Origin of the sequence: Collinsella aerofaciens (assembly GCF_040910265.1) — a bacterium.
Taxonomy (GTDB): domain Bacteria; phylum Actinomycetota; class Coriobacteriia; order Coriobacteriales; family Coriobacteriaceae; genus Collinsella; species Collinsella aerofaciens_BK.
The window spans coordinates 1-15756 of sequence record NZ_JBDGAW010000032.1 but is presented as its reverse complement, the minus strand read 5'-3'; the positions used below and the strand labels follow the sequence as shown (position 1 = coordinate 15756).

Sequence of the window (15756 nt, the reverse complement as noted above, 5' to 3'; positions counted from 1 at the left end):
CACGACATTCTTAAAGTATGCGAGCGTGCGGGCACGCGACTCCTCCCCGCGCGCCGCGATATTCCACGGCTTGGGATTGTTCTGCTCGGGGCAAATTCCGACAATCCGGACTCCATACCGCTGCGAAAGCTCCCTCACCTGTTCGAGCGAATCATAGCCATGGCAATCCACATACAGATGCATCGCCCCGGTCCAAAGCTCACAGCACGTATAGCCCGAAGCCGCCGCCGACGAAAAGAATTCCTCCAGGTCATAGTAACGATGGCTGATATTCATAACGGCAAGCTGTGGATACTCCATCTTGTCCACCTTTCGGCAAAAGGGCGCCGCAGCACAGTGTGCGCGACGCCCCCTCTTACATTGTTTTGATTATGACGGATGCCCTACTGAACACCAAGCACTCCAAAGAACGCGCCGGCGATGCTCGCGAGCAAAATCACAAGCATGATGAGCAGCGGATTCATCTTCTTCTTGAGCATGAGATAGACGATTCCAAACAGCCCCATCGTGACAAAGCCCGGGAAGATTCCGTTAAGCAGCTCTGCCAGCGTCTGAGCACCATCGCCCGCGCCAACCATGAGCGGAATGTCCACCGTGACCATCTCCATGGTCATGGCGCCGATCACCATGGCGCCCATGATGGAGGCCATCTTGACGATCGTATCCATGATGCCCGACTCCTGGACCTTGCTGATCATGTCCGAGCCAAAGCGGTATCCCACAAACGTCAGCAGGTAGCGGATGATGTAGTGGGGAACGTTGAACACCAGCAGGAACAAAATCGGACCGAGAATAGAGCCCTGCAGGGCCAGCGAGGTGCCGACGCCCGTGGCCAAAATTCGCAGCGTACCCCAGTAGAACGCATCGCCCACACCGGAAAGCGGACCCATCAAAGCAAGCTTGACGTTGGAAATCGCGCTCGTATCGAAGTTGTCCTCGGTAGCGTTGACTTCCTCCATTGCGGCGGCAATGGACATGGGGAGCGTCGAGATATACGGCGTGACGTTATAGAGCTCCATGTGGCGCTTGAGCGCGGCCTTAAAGTCCGCATCTTGCGGGTAGAGCTTGCGCAGGATCGGCATGAGGGCCCACATAAAGCCAATATGGCCCATGCGCTCGTAGTTCCAGGAGTGCTCATAGGGAATCGAGCGCCAGAACAGCTTCTTAAGATCTTCGCGGGTAATCAGCCCGTCGTAGGAAGACTCAAACTTAAAACTCATCGAACCCACTCCCAATCGCAGGATCCTCGTTTGCCGCCACGGGCTGCTCCGCCTTTTTCTTGTCGCCCAAAACCGTCATCGCGACGACAATAATCGCGGCAAAGATCGCCACGCCCGTCGTGCTAATGCCAAAGTAGGCAACGAGGAAGAAGCCTGCGAAGAAGAACGGCGCCACGGTCTTGTTCATAATCATCTGAGCCAGCATGGCAAAGCCGAGTGCGGGCAAGAAGGCAGCGGCGACATCCATACCGGTCTGAACGAAATCGGGAATGATGTTGAGCAGGCTGGCGACGGCGTCAGCGCCAAAGAAGAACGCCAGGGGAACGATCAGCAAGCCGCACCAGCTCTGCGCGTAACCGGCGATGAGCATGTTGCGCGTAATGGCCTTGGTGTCTCCGTCCTCGACGTTCTTGTCGATACGGTGCACCACCAGCAGCATGACCGGCTGGCCCAGGGCCGTATCGAGCGCCAGAACGATCGTGGCAATGGGAATACCCAGGGTCAGTGCCGCCGAAGCGTCCGCGCCGGCCTGCATGGCAAGGGATACGCCCAGGATGGTTCCGGAAATCGTATCGGGCGGGTTATAGGCGCCGACCGAGATTGCGCCGACCATGGCAAGCTCCATCGTGGCGCCCATGATCGTGCCGGTCACTACATCGCCCATAACAAGGCCGACCAGAGGTCCGAGCACGATCGGGCGCTGGAGGTAGCTCGTGCCCGTCAGCCACTCGGAATAGCCCAAAAGGGCGATAAGGAAAATCAGGATTGTCTTGATAACCATGACAGCCCCTAACCGATGGCCTTTGCGGCGTCAGTCTTTGCATCCGCCGGAATCATCTGGATGAACAGCTCATAGCCCTCGCCGAGCAGCTCCTTCACGTATGCCTCGTTCTCGGGCGTAAGGAACACGCTCGTCGAGACCTGGCGGGCATCCTCGCTAAAGGCCACGTTGCCGAGGTTGATCTTCTTGACGCCCATCGCCTTTGCGACGACACCGGCCTGCTGAATCGTCTCGCAAACAACGAAGAGCTTGTACTTGTCGGTCACACCGCTCTGGAGCGCCTTGACGGCATCCTCGGTGTTTTTGACGACGACCTTGCAGCCCTCCGGCTTTGCAAGGGACAGGGCCTGCAGACGAAGCTTGTCGTTGAGGACCGTGTCGCTCACCAGCAGGATGCAGTCGGCACCCAAAGCCGAGGTCCAGCTCACGGCAACCTGGCCGTGAAGCAGTCGATAATCTACGCGAATCATCTGAATCATGATGTGCTCCCTAACGATTAAAACTCATCGAGTTCGGCCTGGCCTAGCAGGTCGTTGACGTACTTGACCTTAGCGTCGTCCGCCTCGACGATCTGGCGAATGGCCTCGTCGATCGGGGTGGAATCGGATACGAACAGCAGCTGGATCAGAAGCGGCAGGTTCATATTGGTCACCAGATGCGTGTTGGGGCGCGTCTGGACAACCTTGGTGAACTCGTTGTTGACGCTGCCACCAAACAGGTCGGTGCACACGACGACCTCATCGTCCGCGGCAAAGCCATCTAGAATCGCTGCGGCCTCCTTAGCCAGGTCTTCGTTTCCGTCGACATACATAGAGAGCGCGTGGACGTTTTCGCGCTCGCCGGAGAGCAAGCCGATGCTCTCGACAATTCCAGACGCGAAGTGAGCATGGGATGCAACGATAAACTGCCTCATTCGGTTCTCCTTTCTAGCGAATTTCGGCATAAAAAAGCCCGGACGCATGCGCCCGGGCAGGGTGCTTCTTGCTTAGCAGTCGATTAGTAGTCGAACTGGTGATAGTAGCGACGGTAGTTGAGGTTGTGCTTGGTGACCGTCTCGTAGTAGGCGGCGAGTCGATCGGTGATCAGCGAGGACAGGATCCACGGAGACACGATGACGCGGAACTCGTCGTCCAGGCCGGGGATGGCGAACTCGGCGGTGTCGATGATGTTGATATCGGTGTCGCCGGTCACGCCGCGGTTGAGGAAGGCGCGGACGCGCTCATCGAGCTTGCGGTTCTCGTCCTCGCCCATGAACAGGAACACGGGAACGCCGGGCTCCACGAGCTCGAGCGTGCCGTGGAAGAAGTCGGCGGAAGTGATATAGCGGGTGCGCTTCCACTGCATCTCCTCGAGGATGCACATCGAGAAGAGGATGGTCTCGCCCCACAGGGCGCCGGAGCCGATGAACATGGTGTAGGGGGCCAGTGCGTACTTCTTGGCGAGCTCCTCGGCGCGCGGCTCGAAGCTCTTGCGGATGTCGACCAGGTGGGTCCAAACATCCTTGGTCTGCTCAATGAACTTGTCGAACTGCGGGAAGCAGCCGCGGCGGTTGAGCAGGCGCAGGCCGAAGCAGTCGGCGAGGTAGTAGCCCATCTCGCAGCCACCGTTACCGTGATCGGAGGCCATCTTGACGCAGTTCTCGGCGCCGACAGCCTGGCCGATGGGGCCCTCGGGCTTGGTCATGGCGTAGACGCGAATGCCCTTTTCCTTCATCTTTTTGACGGCCTCGAGGACCTCGGGGGTGGTGCCGGACTCGGAGGCGGTGAGCACGACGGACTTCTCGGTCATGCGCTTGTGGCCCATAACGTTCCACTCGGCGGCGTGGATCAGGTAGACCTCCAGATCGCGGTCGCCGAACTTGTTCATGAGGTACTCGAGCTGCATGAGCTCGTCCCAGGTGCCGCCGACGCCCATCAGGAACACGGCGTCGTAGCCCTCGTCGGCGACCTTGTCGGCGAGCGCGGTCATCTTCTTGCCGGTCTCGTAGACGTTCTTGCCGTCCTCGACGTAGCCCTCCTGGCTAAAGTGCATGATCTCGATCTTCTCGGTTTCCTTCATGGCTTGTCCTTTCTGTCTTGGACGCGACTCTATACATCGCGTTTCTTTTCGATACCAATTATAGACATACACCCAACGTGTTTTTAATACCACTTTGTAATCTGTGCCGATCATCGGTGAACGGTCGAAATTCTCGGGTGAGTGGTATTAAATTAGAATTAGATGTATATCTAGCACTCCCGGCGCTTCCCCTGCGTGACAAAGAACAGCGTTCCTACCAGCGCAATGATTGTCGAAGCTCCAAACAGCACCGCCTGAACGCCCAAGGCCTCCGCCAAAAATGGAGCAGCCAGCAACGGCAGCACGCCAGCACTCATCAGGCCAAAACGCACAAAGCCGGTAATGCGTCCCAGGTACTTGATGTCCGCGCGCTCCTGAATCAAGATCATCTGTAGCGGCTCCAAGAAGCCCCAAGCCAAGCCATTGATCGCCTGGCCGATAATCGCCACCCCCAGCATATCGGTACCCACGTACACCATGGACCCAATGCCCACCGTCATGAGCGACCCAAGCAACAGGCGCAGGTTAACATGGCGAGCCGAAAGCTTGGTCAGGGCGAAGGCACCCACCGAAGAGGTAAGGCCCACGACCGAGGAAAGCCATCCCAGCCAGACGATATCTACATTGAGCACATCGCGATAGAACAGCGACTCCAGCGAATCGAACGCGCCAAACGCAAAGAAGCCCAAAAAGCCGGAGATAAAGATGAGACGCAGATCGTGGTTGCAAAACGTGAGCCGGGCACCCTCGACCATGCCGCCAAGGATGCCGCCTTTTGGCTTCCCCCCTTTCGCGGGAGCAACGCACTCGTGACACCCCAAGGAGAGCACGGCCGCCACGCCCATCATTGCCGCCATAAGCAGATAGACAGATTGCGTGGCAAAGCAGCTCACGATGGCACCGCCAAGAAGCGGCCCCGCGGTATAGGCGATGTTGCTGTAGAAGACCATCAGGCCGTTCACACGCGTACGGCCCTCGGTGGTCGACTCAAGATACCCCGGAAATGCATGCGTGCAGGTGTTGATAAAACCACCGGCAAGTCCCAAAACACATGCGGCAAACACCAGCCCGGGAACGGACAGCGGCGCCAGGCCAATGCCGAGGGACAGCACCGCCGTGACCGCACACGTCACAAACGACGTACGGCGCGGACCAAAACGATCGATAACCGAGCCCGACACCATATTGCCCACCGAGGTCGTGAGGTTGCGCACGAGCGTGATGGCGGCGACCAAAAAGGCGGTGCCCGCCAAATCATACGTAGCAGCCCCGATAAGCCCCAAAAAGTACACCGCGTTGTTGGCGCACCACTGCAGGGACTCAATGAGAATCAGCCTGACCTCTGCCGGTGTCAGGCGCATTGCTTCGCGATCCTTCGCGAACATACGAACTCCTTTTAAACAAAAGGGGATGGAGGGCACAGGCCTGCTCCATCCCTTTGCAAGGTCGATAAAACGTTGCTGCAGGCTTTACGCCAGCACGCCGAAGAACGCGCCGACGATGCCCACGACCATGGTGGCCACGATCAGCACCATGGGGTTGATCTTCTTGGACAGCAGCCAGTAGTAGAGCCAGAAGGCGATCATGCCGAGCATGCCGGGCATGATGCCGTCCAGGATGTCCTGGAGGGTCTGGGCGTCGTCGCCCGAGCCGATGGCCACGGGGATGCTGGCCCAGAACATGTCCTTGCACATGGCGCCCACGACCATGACGCCCACGATGCCCACGCAGGTCATGATCTTCTGCATGAGGCCGGTCCTCTGGGCCTCGTCCAGGAAGCCCACGCCCAGCTCGTAGCCCTTGACGGCGCCCCAGACGCGCAGCGCGAAGCCGGGGACGTTGTAGATGAGCAGGAAGGCGATGGGGCCGAAGGGGTTGCCGGCCTGGCACAGGCTGATGCCCACCGCGGCGGCGACCACGCGCAGCGTCGACAGGAAGATGGAGTCGCCGATGCCCGACAGCGGGCCCATGAGGGCGGCCTTGACGTCGTTGACGCTCTCCGGCTCGATCTCGCCGCGGGCGACCTTCTCCTCCATGGCCATCGCGATGCCGCCGACGAACGGGGCGAACTGGACGGTGATGTTGAAGAACGCGCAGTGGCGGTGCAGGGCCTCGGCGTAGTCGTCGGGGCGGCCGGCGTAGATCTTCTTGAGCATGTTGGCGACCATCAGGCAGAAGGCGATGTTCATCTGCTTGTAGTAGGTCCAGGAGAACTCCATGCCCAGGGAGCCGACGTTGACGGCGCTCTTGATCAGGTCGGAGCGCGTGATCTTGTTCTCGGGACTAGAAGTCATCGTCCTCATCCCCTTCCGCGGAGAGCTGGGGCTGGGCTCCGCCGAGTCCCAGCAGGTCGAACTTGTCGATGCCGATGATGATGGCGATCAGGGCGACGCCGAGGACGGGCACGTTGGCGTAGGAGCACAGCAGGAAGCCCAGGAAGTAGAAGGGCACGAGCTGCTTGGTGAGCACCAGGCGGCCGAGCATGGCGAAGCCCATGGCCGGCAGGATGTTGGCCGCGACGCCGCAACCATCAATGATGAAGGGCGGGATAAAGTCAAGCAGACCCTGGATGGCATCGGAGCCCAGGTAGAAGGCACCGCCGCACAGCAGGAAGTATTCCAGGCAGCCCCAAAGGCCAATGCCCCAGTGCACCGCATAAATGCCTTTGAGGTTGCCCTTGAGGGCGTACTTGTCCGCCATATCGACGAACACCGGGAAAAGAGCGTTGGTGATATTGCCGATCGTCAGCGAGAGGACGGCGATGGGCATGGCGAGCGCGATGGCCGTCTCCGTACCCTGGCCGAGCTGAATCGCGAAGGCGCAGGCGAGCACGCCTCCAACCGTCTCGTTAGGCGGCACGTAGGCGCCGATGGAGATCGAGCCCATGAACAGCAGCTCCAGGCTTGCACCTACGGCAAGACCAGTCTGCAGATCCCCCAGCACCAGGCCCACGAGCGGGCACAGGACGATGGGGCGGAATGCGTAGAGGGTGCCGAGCTGGTAGTCGAGGCAGCCAAAGGCTCCGACTAAGCCGACGAGGATTGCTTGGGTAAGCATAGTTCCTCCAAATATAAGGTCTCGAGCCTAAGCTGGTCCCGTCGCGCGCGCATCTGATATCAATCCGGGATTTCGGCCACACGGCTCGAAGCGCACCTGGCGTGCTGCTAACACCCATACCAGGCACAAATGATTTAATACCAATTATAGGTATGCAGGTTCATCTTATTTAATACCACTCGCTCAGCGGGGTGTTTTTATCCGTAAACGGCAGACGTATGCCCTCAGGCCCGATTCTTGCCGCCGCGCCGGACCAGCGCCACGAGAAAACCATCGCCGAACGCATCGGAAACCAGGTTGGCCACGATAACCGAGACGATGATCGCCGCACCCAACAGCTCGTTCCAGCTAAAGACCTCACCAAAGAGCAGCGCCGACCAGCAGGGCGCGAGCACAACCTCGCTCATGCAGACCAGGTTGGCGGCAAACGCATTGGTGCGCGCGATTCCCTTGGCATACAGAACGCTCGCCAGGCCGCTGCAAAATAGACCATGCGCCAGCATGAGACCCCACTCAAAGGGTTTGACGGCACCCAGATCACCGGCGAAATAGAAAATCGGCAGCATCGAGATCCCGCACGATATGAGCGAGGACACCATCGGCGAGGCATCGGGGCGCGCATTGAGGAAAAAGCACAACCCAAAGGTGGCGCCCGAAATCACGGCGAGCAGATTGCCGAGCATGCCCTGGGCACTCAAGTCGCCCAAAAAGAAGAGACCCATGCCCGCAAAGGCAACCATCACGGAGAGGATCTTTGCCGTCGAAGGCAGCGTGCGCGATGCAAGCGACTGGTACACGATGACAAAGATCATCGAGGTGTACTGCAAGACAATCGCGTTGCTGACCGATGTGAGCTGGTTGGCGAAGTTAAACGTGGTGCCCGTTACAAAATTGCAGACGGCCACAAGGACAATCAGGCGGCTGATGCGCAGCTTTGGCCTGCCCACGCACAGAATACACAGCGCCATGAATATCGCCGTGACGGCGCCGATCAAAAGGGCCGATTGTGAGTTGGCGTGAACGAGGATGCCGATAAAGCTCCACAGGAGCGCCGTGCCAAATAGGTACATCGCACCGCTCACGCCATTGTCGGGTGGATTGTCAGATCGATTCACGAAGCACCTCCTCGTAATAAAAAACGGCGACCGCAGTGGGTCGCCGTTTCCCTTGGGGGCAGATAGATATGGCCGAGCCTTACGCCAGCACGCCGAAGAACGCGCCGACGATGCCCACGACCATGGTGGCCACGATCAGCACCATGGGGTTGATCTTCTTGGACAGCAGCCAGTAGTAGAGCCAGAAGGCGATCATGCCGAGCATGCCGGGCATGATGCCGTCCAGGATGTCCTGGAGGGTCTGGGCGTCGTCGCCCGAGCCGATGGCCACGGGGATGCTGGCCCAGAACATGTCCTTGCACATGGCGCCCACGACCATGACGCCCACGATGCCCACGCAGGTCATGATCTTCTGCATGAGGCCGGTCCTCTGGGCCTCGTCCAGGAAGCCCACGCCCAGCTCGTAGCCCTTGACGGCGCCCCAGACGCGCAGCGCGAAGCCGGGGACGTTGTAGATGAGCAGGAAGGCGATGGGGCCGAAGGGGTTGCCGGCCTGGCACAGGCTGATGCCCACCGCGGCGGCGACCACGCGCAGCGTCGACAGGAAGATGGAGTCGCCGATGCCCGACAGCGGGCCCATGAGGGCGGCCTTGACGTCGTTGACGCTCTCCGGCTCGATCTCGCCGCGGGCGACCTTCTCCTCCATGGCCATCGCGATGCCGCCGACGAACGGGGCGAACTGGACGGTGATGTTGAAGAACGCGCAGTGGCGGTGCAGGGCCTCGGCGTAGTCGTCGGGGCGGCCGGCGTAGATCTTCTTGAGCATGTTGGCGACCATCAGGCAGAAGGCGATGTTCATCTGCTTGTAGTAGGTCCAGGAGAACTCCATGCCCAGGGAGCCGACGTTGACGGCGCTCTTGATCAGGTCGGAGCGCGTGATCTTGTTCTCGGGACTAGAAGTCATCGTCCTCATCCCCTTCCGCGGAGAGCTGGGGCTGGGCTCCGCCGAGTCCCAGCAGGTCGAACTTGTCGATGCCGATGATGATGGCGATCAGGGCGACGCCGAGGACGGGCACGTTGGCGTAGGAGCACAGCAGGAAGCCCAGGAAGTAGAAGGGCACGAGCTGCTTGGTGAGCACCAGGCGGCCGAGCATGGCGAAGCCCATGGCCGGCAGGATGTTGGCCGCGACGCCAAAGCCAGCAAGGACAAAGTCGGGGATAAAGTCGAGCACGCCCTGGATAGCGTCAGCACCCAGATAGAACGACAGCGAGCACAACAGGAACGCCATGATGATACCGGTGGAACCGATCAGGAAGTGCATCGCATAGACGCCCTTAAGGTTGCCCTGGGCAGAGAAAACATCGGCGCGGTCAACCAAAATCGGCAGGGCCGCGTTGAGGATGTTCTTGATGGCAAGGCACAGCGTGGCGATGGGCATAGCGAGCGCGATGGCTGCCTCGGTGCTCTGGCCGAGCTGGATGGCGAAGGCACAGGCGAGCACGCCGCCGATCGTCTCATCAGGTGGCACGTAGGCGCCGATGGAGATCGAGCCCATGAACAGCAGCTCCAGGCTCGCACCGATCGCGAGAGCGGACTGCAGGTCCCCCAGCACCAGGCCCACGAGCGGGCACAGGACGATGGGGCGGAACGCATAGAGCGTACCGAGCTGGTAGTCGAACTTACCAAATGCGGCGATAAGTCCGATGAGGATTGCTTGGGTAAGCATACATCCCCCTTTCCATATAGGACGCTACGAAGAACCCGCAGGCTCTTCGAAATTAAACGCCTAGAGCACGCTGGCGCAGTCGACCTTGGGGTCGTCGGCCAGAGGACGAATCTCGACCTCAACGCCACGATCCAGCATCTCGCGCACATCGGCTTCCTCGGCTGCGGTCAGGAAGATCTGACGAGAGACCTGACGAGCATCGGGGCGCTTCTCGTCCTTGGGCTTGGTGTTGCCCAGGTTGACCGACTTAATCTGCGGGCAGCCCTCAACAAGCTGCTTTGCCTCAGCGATAGTGGCAACGCAGATGATCATCTTGTACTTGTCGGTCACGCCCGAGTTGATAGCCTCGATGGCATTCGCCATATCCTTGATGACGAGCTTGCAGCCGGCAGGCTTGCCCATCTTGAGCGTCGTCTTCCACACCGGGTCGTTGGCGACCTTATCGCCCACGCAGAAGATGCAGTTGGAGCCAAGGCCCTGAACCCAGGAAACTGCGACCTGGCCATGAAGCAGGCGATGGTCAACGCGAAGTAGCTGAATCATAATGTGACCCCCCAAAGGTCTTGTGCCGTCATACGGCGTGTCAGTAGGTGCTGCGGATTAGAACTCTTCCTCCTCCTCGTCATCGACCAAAAGATCGTTGACAAACTTCACGCGCGTATCGTCCGCAGCGACGATGGCGCGAATCGTCTCCTCAACCGGCGCCGACTCGTCAGAGAACAGCAGCTGGATGAGCAGAGGAAGGTTCATGTTGGTAACGAGGTACGTGCGGGGACGCGTCTGGACGATCTTGGTGAACTCGTTGTTGACGCTGCCGCCAAAGAGGTCGGTGCAGACAACGACATCATCGTCAGCAGACATGCCTGCCAGCAGTTTTTGGGCCTCCTCGGCCACGTCCATGCGGCCATCGACGAACATCGAAAGATCGTGGACGTTGTCGCGAGCGCCCGAGAGCAGCTCGACGCTCTCCTTGATGCCGGTAGCGAAGTGCGCATGGCTGGCGATGATGTACTGTCTCATTCTGTGTTCCTCTCAATAGCCCGGCACGTTCCCGCACCCGTTTTCTTTAGTAGTCGAACTGGTGATAGTAGCGACGATACTTGAGGTTGTGCTTGGTGACCGTCTCGTAGTAGCGAGCCAGGCGGTCGGTAACGAGCACCGTCAGAATCCACGGGGAGACGATGACGCGGAACTCGTCGTCAAGGCCGGGGATCGCGAACTCGGCGGTGTCGATGATGTTGATGTCGGTGTCGCCGGTCACGCCGCGGGTCAGGAACGCGCGGGCGCGCTCGTCGAGCTTGCGGTTCTCGTCCTCGCCCATGAACAGGAAGACCGGGACGCCGGGCTCCACGAGCTCGAGGGTGCCGTGGAAGAAGTCGGCCGAGGTGATGTAGCGGGTGCGCTTCCACTGCATCTCCTCCAGGATGCACATCGAGAACAGGATGGTCTCGCCCCACAGGGCGCCGGAGCCGATGAACATGGTGTAGGGGGCCAGGGCGTACTTCTTGGCGAGCTCCTCGGCGCGCGGCTCGAAGCGCTTGCGGATGTCGAGCATGTCCTTCCAGATGTCCTTGGTCTGCTCGATAAACAGGTCGAACTTGGGGAAGCAGCCGCGGCGGTTGAGCAGGCGCAGGCCGAAGCAGTCGGCGAGGTAGTAGCCTTTCTCGCAGCCGCCCGAACCATGGTCAGAAGCCATGGCGACGCAGTTCTCGGCACCCACAGCCTGGCCGATGGGGCCCTCGGGCTTGGTCATGGCGTAGACGCGCACGCCCATGTCCTTCATCTTCTTGACGGCCTCGAGGACCTCGGGGGTGGTGCCGGACTCGGAGGCGGTGAGCACGACGGACTTCTCGGTCATGCGCTTGTGGCCCATGACGTTCCACTCGGCGGCATGGATCAGGTAGACCTCGAGGTCGCGGTCGCCGAACTTGTTCATGAGGTACTCAAGCTGCATGAGCTCGTCCCAGGTGCCGCCGACGCCCATCAGGAACACGGCGTCGTAGCCCTCGTCGGCGACCTTGTCGGCGAGCGCGGTCATCTTCTTGCCGGTCTCGTAGAGCGCCTTGCCGTCCTCGAGGTAGCCCTCCTGGTCGAAATGCATGATCTCGATCTTCTCGGTTTCCTTCATTTGTCTCTCCTTTCTGGGGTTGTCTCCACATCCCCCATGCCAACGGGCATCAAAGCCCGCTTACATTCCGTAACACTCAGCCGCTTTGGCCTTAAGCGCATTGACTGACTCTTCGTAGCCCTCTGCCTTGACCTCCATTTGCTTGGAGACGGCATCGAGATACGGGTGTACGTCCCATGACTTCAGACGCTCGGCAATCATTGCCGCAATCGTCTGGAAGAACACAAGGTTGGGAATTGCGCTGAGCAGCGGAGCCACCTGAGGCACCGCAACCTCGTGAGCCTTACCCCTGGGATGGGCCGTGAGCAGTACCGTTTTTGTCGTAACGTTCGATAGCGCATCGGCGATATTCGCAAGACGCTCCGACCCCTGCGGATCGTCGACGATAAACACTAGGTAGCCTGGGGTTATCTGCATTTCGGGGCCGTGAACAAACTCCTCGCCCTCGTAATGCATCGCTGGAATCTTGATGGTCTCGCTCAGCTTGAGCGCCGCCTCCTCGGCAACACCGTAGTTGGGGCCGTTGCCGACGACCATGGCGGGTATGTGCTCAGAAAGCTCGAGCATGTGGCCTTGGACATATGCCTCGGCGGTCTTGCACATCACGGCATTGGCCTGGATAGCCTCGCGCAGGTCGTCAAGACGCTGGGCAACGCCCTTGGCGTCAATCGTTCCGCGCGCCTGACCGCCGTAAATACCAAAGAGCACCAGGTACTCAACGAGAACCTCGACGCCCAGAGTCACAAAGTCCACCGACTCGACGCCCACACCGTAGTCAAGAACGATGTCAGTGTGCTCCTTGATGGGTGCCTCGACGTTTGCCGTAAGCGCAACTGCAGCCATATCGTGTGCGCGCATGTAATCGAGCGCCGCAATCGTATTGGTCGAATAACCACTCTGCGAGACGGCGATGTTGAGCGCATGCTGCGGATAGGTGTGTTCAAAATCGACGAAGACCTCGGGCGTCACAACGGACACTTGCATCTGCAGCGCATCTTGCAGGTAATCGCGGGCGCAATCGGCGGCATGGCGCGACGAACCCGAAGCAACGATGCGCAGCGCGTCAAAAGAACCGGACTGGAAAATATCAACGAGCTGCGCCACCAGCTCAGACGAACGCTCGAGGTTCTCTCCCATACGCACATGGGCGAGTTGAACGTAATCGAGCATCTTCATCGTCTCACCTCGTAACAAATCATTAGTATTTGATACCAATCACAGTTACAGGTTACGGCTTTTTGATGCCTCTTTGTCGATTAATTTATCCCCTTCGGCGAACGGTCGATTTTGAGCCATGTAAGGTTGTATATACAGTCGGTCAAATTGCCCAAACAGACCGGCTGTTACCGTGCGTGATGCAAAGCCCCAGCTAGTACGTATAGGTGTAGCCGCCCGCATCGCCACGATTGAAGGACTTTACATACTCGATAGCCTGACCGCTCGCGTCATAGCTCACGCATTCCAAAAGCAAAACAAGATCCCCTTGTTCCAAGCCAAGCAAGCCCGCGTCGCGTGCACCCACCGCCTCGATATCGAGCTTCTCCTGCGCCATGACCGGCTTCCGGCCCAGCATCTCATAGGTCTCGTACAAACTGAAGACCGACACGTCAATATTTTCGATTGTGGGAAACAGCAGGCACGGAATGAACGCCATCTCAATCGATACGGGATCGCCGTTGACGCAGTTCAAACGCCGAATCGAATACAGCAAATCGTCCTCGGCAATGCCAAACAGGTTGGCGTAATAAGGGCCCGCATAACGCTTGGAACGCGCGAGGATGCGGACGGACGGCTCGCCGCCCGAAGCACGAACCGACTCGCGAAAGCCTCCTGTTCGCTCGTAGGCAACGGGCACTTTCTGTGCCACAAACGCGCCCTTTCCGCGGACGCGACGAATCTGCCCGCGCCGAACCAACTCATCGACAGCACTCCGGATGGTCAAGCGTGTCGTACCAAATTCCTCGGCGAGGTCTTTTTCGGACGGAATCATGGAACCCGTGGGATATATACCGCGTTCGATACGCTCTTCAATGCGACGTCGTAAGCGCATATAAACCGGGGTGGCATCTACTGTTTCAGCCATTGTTCACCTGCCACGCTCCTCATGCCGTTCTTTTCACCGTTATCGGCAAAGCGGAACTTTGTGGGCAAAATCACCGATTTGCAATGCTCCACAAAGCGCATGTCTTTATCAAACTCAATCGTGCTTTCGTAGAACACCGGCGTTCCCTCTTCTTGTTGGAGAAGCTCGGCCTCTTCGGCGTTCAGGCGTGAGATCGAGATGTGCTCGCGTCCGTGTTCAACGCGCACACCACCCTCTTTGAGCAAGACGTCATAGAGACTCTCGTGCTCAAAATCATGGTCGGGAAGCGACGGGCAAAGCGACAGATTGACATGGGCCGTTTCGATCGACGCCGGCTCGCCCTCAATGAGACGGGCGCGCTGCATGCGGAGCAAGGGAGCGCCTACGGCCACCCCAAGTTTGTCGGCAAGCGCCTCATCCGCCTCGACAGTCTCGATGGAAACCAAGCGAGAAGAGGGGTGCAGGCCGGCAGTTCGCACGGCATCGGAAAAGTTGTACGTTTCCTGGAAGATATTTAGCGGTTTGGGAGGACACACATACGTACCCGATCCGCGGCGGCTCTCGAGCGTTCCGCACGAAATAAGACGCGTGATGCCAGCACGCAACGCCGTACGCGAAACGCCAATAACCTCGCACAGCACGCGCTCGGCCGGCAGGCGATCGCCGCCGGCAAGCTGATGGTGCTGGATATACCAAAGAATTCCCTCAACAGCACGATCTTTGGGGGGAATTGCATAAGATTCGCCTGCCATTGCACAGACTCCTCATTCAAAAATGTCTGTCGCCAGAATTAGGCCAGCCCTCCCATGGCATCAAACTCGGCCTTGATTTTCTCGGCGACATTCCGATACGACTTATATAGGTTTGAATCGCGTTTGACTTCGTCGGTCATAACGGGAATCTCTAACTTGGAAACCTCGTCTTTTCCCGTCTGAACCGCCACAACAACACCCATACCAAGACACATATTACGCTTGGCGGCGTTTATTTTTGCCGCCTTGGCAGGATTTGCCAGAATACGCTGGGCAAATTCCTGTTTTGAAGGCGTCTCGTCGGCTTCCGGGCCACCCGCCTCGGCCACCTCGCACTGCAGCACATCCGAATAGTCAAAGATCTTCGGCTGCGCACCACGCTGATGCACGGCCCACTTGCGACGCGTGGCATCTTGGTAGATAGCGGGCAAAAACGTAAACCGCGGCGGGTCCAAAATAGTATCCGTGATGGTAAACACATCGGGATCAAAGGCGTCCTGCGGGTTTTTCTTCTTGAACAGCCCCATATCAGCCTCCCGTACTAGCATTAAACAACTCAAGCCGAATATAGCACCAATTTCAAGCTCATGCTTCACCGTATCGGTGCGTGGCGTCTAATACTCGCTCAGCGGAAGAGTTCACGGGCGAGGGCCGGGGAGGCATACTTTGTTTTGAGAAGTGGGCTTCGCGAACTTCTCAAAACAAAGTATGCCTCCCCGGCCCCGATGATGTAATCCTGGCTGACCATAGGTAGATGCACGGTCTCCGGGGTCGCAGCAGCAATAACTCCATTACATAAAAAAGAATCAGACCCCGCAAAACGAGACGGTCGAGAGGGCCCTGTCAGGCGGGGTGACTTTGTCCGGGGAAGTGGGCTTCGCGAACTTCCCCGGAC

Annotated in this window: 18 protein-coding genes and 1 pseudogene; all 19 read right to left on the bottom strand. The window is 58.9% G+C overall.

What is annotated here, in order from left to right; genetic code table 11:
- Positions 1 to 300: pseudogene (locus AB5Z14_RS09960) on the bottom strand (sugar phosphate isomerase/epimerase family protein); the annotation flags it as partial.
- An 83-nt stretch (positions 301 to 383) separates the two neighbouring features.
- Positions 384 to 1220, bottom strand: coding sequence for a PTS system mannose/fructose/sorbose family transporter subunit IID (locus tag AB5Z14_RS09955; protein ID WP_368131277.1), 837 nt, complete (start codon positions 1218 to 1220; stop codon positions 384 to 386).
- Positions 1210 to 2001: a PTS mannose/fructose/sorbose/N-acetylgalactosamine transporter subunit IIC gene (locus AB5Z14_RS09950; RefSeq protein ID WP_368131276.1), complete on the bottom strand. Its 792-nt coding sequence runs from the start codon at positions 1999 to 2001 to the stop codon at positions 1210 to 1212. Before AB5Z14_RS09950 ends, AB5Z14_RS09955 begins: the two co-directional genes overlap by 11 nt.
- A gap of 8 nt (positions 2002 to 2009) precedes the next feature.
- Positions 2010 to 2480: a PTS sugar transporter subunit IIB gene (locus AB5Z14_RS09945; RefSeq protein WP_368131275.1), complete on the bottom strand. Its 471-nt coding sequence runs from the start codon at positions 2478 to 2480 to the stop codon at positions 2010 to 2012.
- A gap of 17 nt (positions 2481 to 2497) precedes the next feature.
- Positions 2498 to 2914 carry a PTS sugar transporter subunit IIA gene (locus AB5Z14_RS09940; protein ID WP_368131274.1) on the bottom strand — a complete coding sequence of 139 codons (417 nt, stop codon included), beginning with the start codon at positions 2912 to 2914 and terminating at the stop codon, positions 2498 to 2500.
- Positions 2915 to 2997: 83 nt separating this feature from the next.
- Positions 2998 to 4059, bottom strand: coding sequence for an SIS domain-containing protein (locus AB5Z14_RS09935; RefSeq protein ID WP_346977368.1), 1062 nt, complete (start codon positions 4057 to 4059; stop codon positions 2998 to 3000).
- Between the two features lie 170 nt (positions 4060 to 4229).
- A complete protein-coding gene (locus AB5Z14_RS09930) occupies positions 4230 to 5444 on the bottom strand; it encodes an MFS transporter (protein WP_368131273.1) in 1215 nt (404 codons plus the stop codon).
- A gap of 84 nt (positions 5445 to 5528) precedes the next feature.
- A complete protein-coding gene (locus tag AB5Z14_RS09925) occupies positions 5529 to 6362 on the bottom strand; it encodes a PTS system mannose/fructose/sorbose family transporter subunit IID (protein ID WP_368131270.1) in 834 nt (277 codons plus the stop codon).
- Positions 6343 to 7116 (bottom strand): PTS mannose/fructose/sorbose/N-acetylgalactosamine transporter subunit IIC, encoded by a 774-nt coding sequence (locus AB5Z14_RS09920; RefSeq protein ID WP_368131272.1) that lies wholly within the window; start codon positions 7114 to 7116, stop codon positions 6343 to 6345. Before AB5Z14_RS09920 ends, AB5Z14_RS09925 begins: the two co-directional genes overlap by 20 nt.
- A 224-nt stretch (positions 7117 to 7340) precedes the next feature.
- Positions 7341 to 8231, bottom strand: a complete 891-nt coding sequence (locus AB5Z14_RS09915; RefSeq protein ID WP_368131271.1) for a DMT family transporter — start codon at positions 8229 to 8231, stop codon at positions 7341 to 7343.
- 79 nt (positions 8232 to 8310) lie between these two features.
- A complete protein-coding gene (locus AB5Z14_RS09910; RefSeq protein ID WP_368131270.1) occupies positions 8311 to 9144 on the bottom strand; it encodes a PTS system mannose/fructose/sorbose family transporter subunit IID in 834 nt (277 codons plus the stop codon).
- Positions 9125 to 9898 carry a PTS mannose/fructose/sorbose/N-acetylgalactosamine transporter subunit IIC gene (locus AB5Z14_RS09905; protein WP_368131269.1) on the bottom strand — a complete coding sequence of 258 codons (774 nt, stop codon included), beginning with the start codon at positions 9896 to 9898 and terminating at the stop codon, positions 9125 to 9127. The genes AB5Z14_RS09910 and AB5Z14_RS09905 overlap by 20 nt, the downstream gene beginning before the upstream one ends.
- Positions 9899 to 9958: 60 nt before the next feature.
- Positions 9959 to 10441, bottom strand: coding sequence for a PTS sugar transporter subunit IIB (locus AB5Z14_RS09900; RefSeq protein WP_117646647.1), 483 nt, complete (start codon positions 10439 to 10441; stop codon positions 9959 to 9961).
- A 57-nt stretch (positions 10442 to 10498) separates the two neighbouring features.
- Entirely contained in the window at positions 10499 to 10918 is a 420-nt protein-coding gene (locus AB5Z14_RS09895; RefSeq protein WP_148346728.1) for a PTS sugar transporter subunit IIA, read from the bottom strand.
- A gap of 46 nt (positions 10919 to 10964) precedes the next feature.
- Positions 10965 to 12026, bottom strand: coding sequence for an SIS domain-containing protein (locus AB5Z14_RS09890; RefSeq protein ID WP_368131268.1), 1062 nt, complete (start codon positions 12024 to 12026; stop codon positions 10965 to 10967).
- A 60-nt stretch (positions 12027 to 12086) separates the two neighbouring features.
- Complete coding sequence (locus tag AB5Z14_RS09885) at positions 12087 to 13202, bottom strand: SIS domain-containing protein (RefSeq protein ID WP_368131267.1); 1116 nt, start codon at positions 13200 to 13202, stop codon at positions 12087 to 12089.
- Between the two features lie 193 nt (positions 13203 to 13395).
- Positions 13396 to 14109, bottom strand: coding sequence for a GntR family transcriptional regulator (locus AB5Z14_RS09880; RefSeq protein ID WP_368131266.1), 714 nt, complete (start codon positions 14107 to 14109; stop codon positions 13396 to 13398).
- The gene (locus tag AB5Z14_RS09875; RefSeq protein ID WP_368131265.1) at positions 14094 to 14861 is read right to left on the bottom strand and encodes a GntR family transcriptional regulator; all 768 of its coding nucleotides are present in this window, start codon (positions 14859 to 14861) and stop codon (positions 14094 to 14096) included. Before AB5Z14_RS09875 ends, AB5Z14_RS09880 begins: the two co-directional genes overlap by 16 nt.
- A 38-nt stretch (positions 14862 to 14899) precedes the next feature.
- Positions 14900 to 15457, bottom strand: a complete 558-nt coding sequence (locus AB5Z14_RS09870; RefSeq protein WP_368131264.1) for a hypothetical protein — start codon at positions 15455 to 15457, stop codon at positions 14900 to 14902.
- Between the last annotated feature and the right edge of the window lie 299 nt (positions 15458 to 15756).

Excerpts from the sequence above, each read along its gene's own strand:
- AB5Z14_RS09955 (WP_368131277.1), bottom strand. The coding sequence starts at position 1,220 with ATGAGTTTTAAGTTTGAGTCTTCCTACGACGGGCTGATTACCCGCGAA.
- AB5Z14_RS09950 (WP_368131276.1), bottom strand. The coding sequence starts at position 2,001 with ATGGTTATCAAGACAATCCTGATTTTCCTTATCGCCCTTTTGGGCTAT.
- AB5Z14_RS09945 (WP_368131275.1), bottom strand. The coding sequence starts at position 2,480 with ATGATTCAGATGATTCGCGTAGATTATCGACTGCTTCACGGCCAGGTT.
- AB5Z14_RS09940 (WP_368131274.1), bottom strand. The coding sequence starts at position 2,914 with ATGAGGCAGTTTATCGTTGCATCCCATGCTCACTTCGCGTCTGGAATT.
- AB5Z14_RS09935 (WP_346977368.1), bottom strand. The coding sequence starts at position 4,059 with ATGAAGGAAACCGAGAAGATCGAGATCATGCACTTTAGCCAGGAGGGC.
- AB5Z14_RS09930 (WP_368131273.1), bottom strand. The coding sequence starts at position 5,444 with ATGTTCGCGAAGGATCGCGAAGCAATGCGCCTGACACCGGCAGAGGTC.
- AB5Z14_RS09925 (WP_368131270.1), bottom strand. The coding sequence starts at position 6,362 with ATGAGGACGATGACTTCTAGTCCCGAGAACAAGATCACGCGCTCCGAC.
- AB5Z14_RS09920 (WP_368131272.1), bottom strand. The coding sequence starts at position 7,116 with ATGCTTACCCAAGCAATCCTCGTCGGCTTAGTCGGAGCCTTTGGCTGC.
- AB5Z14_RS09910 (WP_368131270.1), bottom strand. The coding sequence starts at position 9,144 with ATGAGGACGATGACTTCTAGTCCCGAGAACAAGATCACGCGCTCCGAC.
- AB5Z14_RS09905 (WP_368131269.1), bottom strand. The coding sequence starts at position 9,898 with ATGCTTACCCAAGCAATCCTCATCGGACTTATCGCCGCATTTGGTAAG.
- AB5Z14_RS09900 (WP_117646647.1), bottom strand. The coding sequence starts at position 10,441 with ATGATTCAGCTACTTCGCGTTGACCATCGCCTGCTTCATGGCCAGGTC.
- AB5Z14_RS09895 (WP_148346728.1), bottom strand. The coding sequence starts at position 10,918 with ATGAGACAGTACATCATCGCCAGCCATGCGCACTTCGCTACCGGCATC.
- AB5Z14_RS09890 (WP_368131268.1), bottom strand. The coding sequence starts at position 12,026 with ATGAAGGAAACCGAGAAGATCGAGATCATGCATTTCGACCAGGAGGGC.
- AB5Z14_RS09885 (WP_368131267.1), bottom strand. The coding sequence starts at position 13,202 with ATGAAGATGCTCGATTACGTTCAACTCGCCCATGTGCGTATGGGAGAG.
- AB5Z14_RS09880 (WP_368131266.1), bottom strand. The coding sequence starts at position 14,109 with ATGGCTGAAACAGTAGATGCCACCCCGGTTTATATGCGCTTACGACGT.
- AB5Z14_RS09875 (WP_368131265.1), bottom strand. The coding sequence starts at position 14,861 with ATGGCAGGCGAATCTTATGCAATTCCCCCCAAAGATCGTGCTGTTGAG.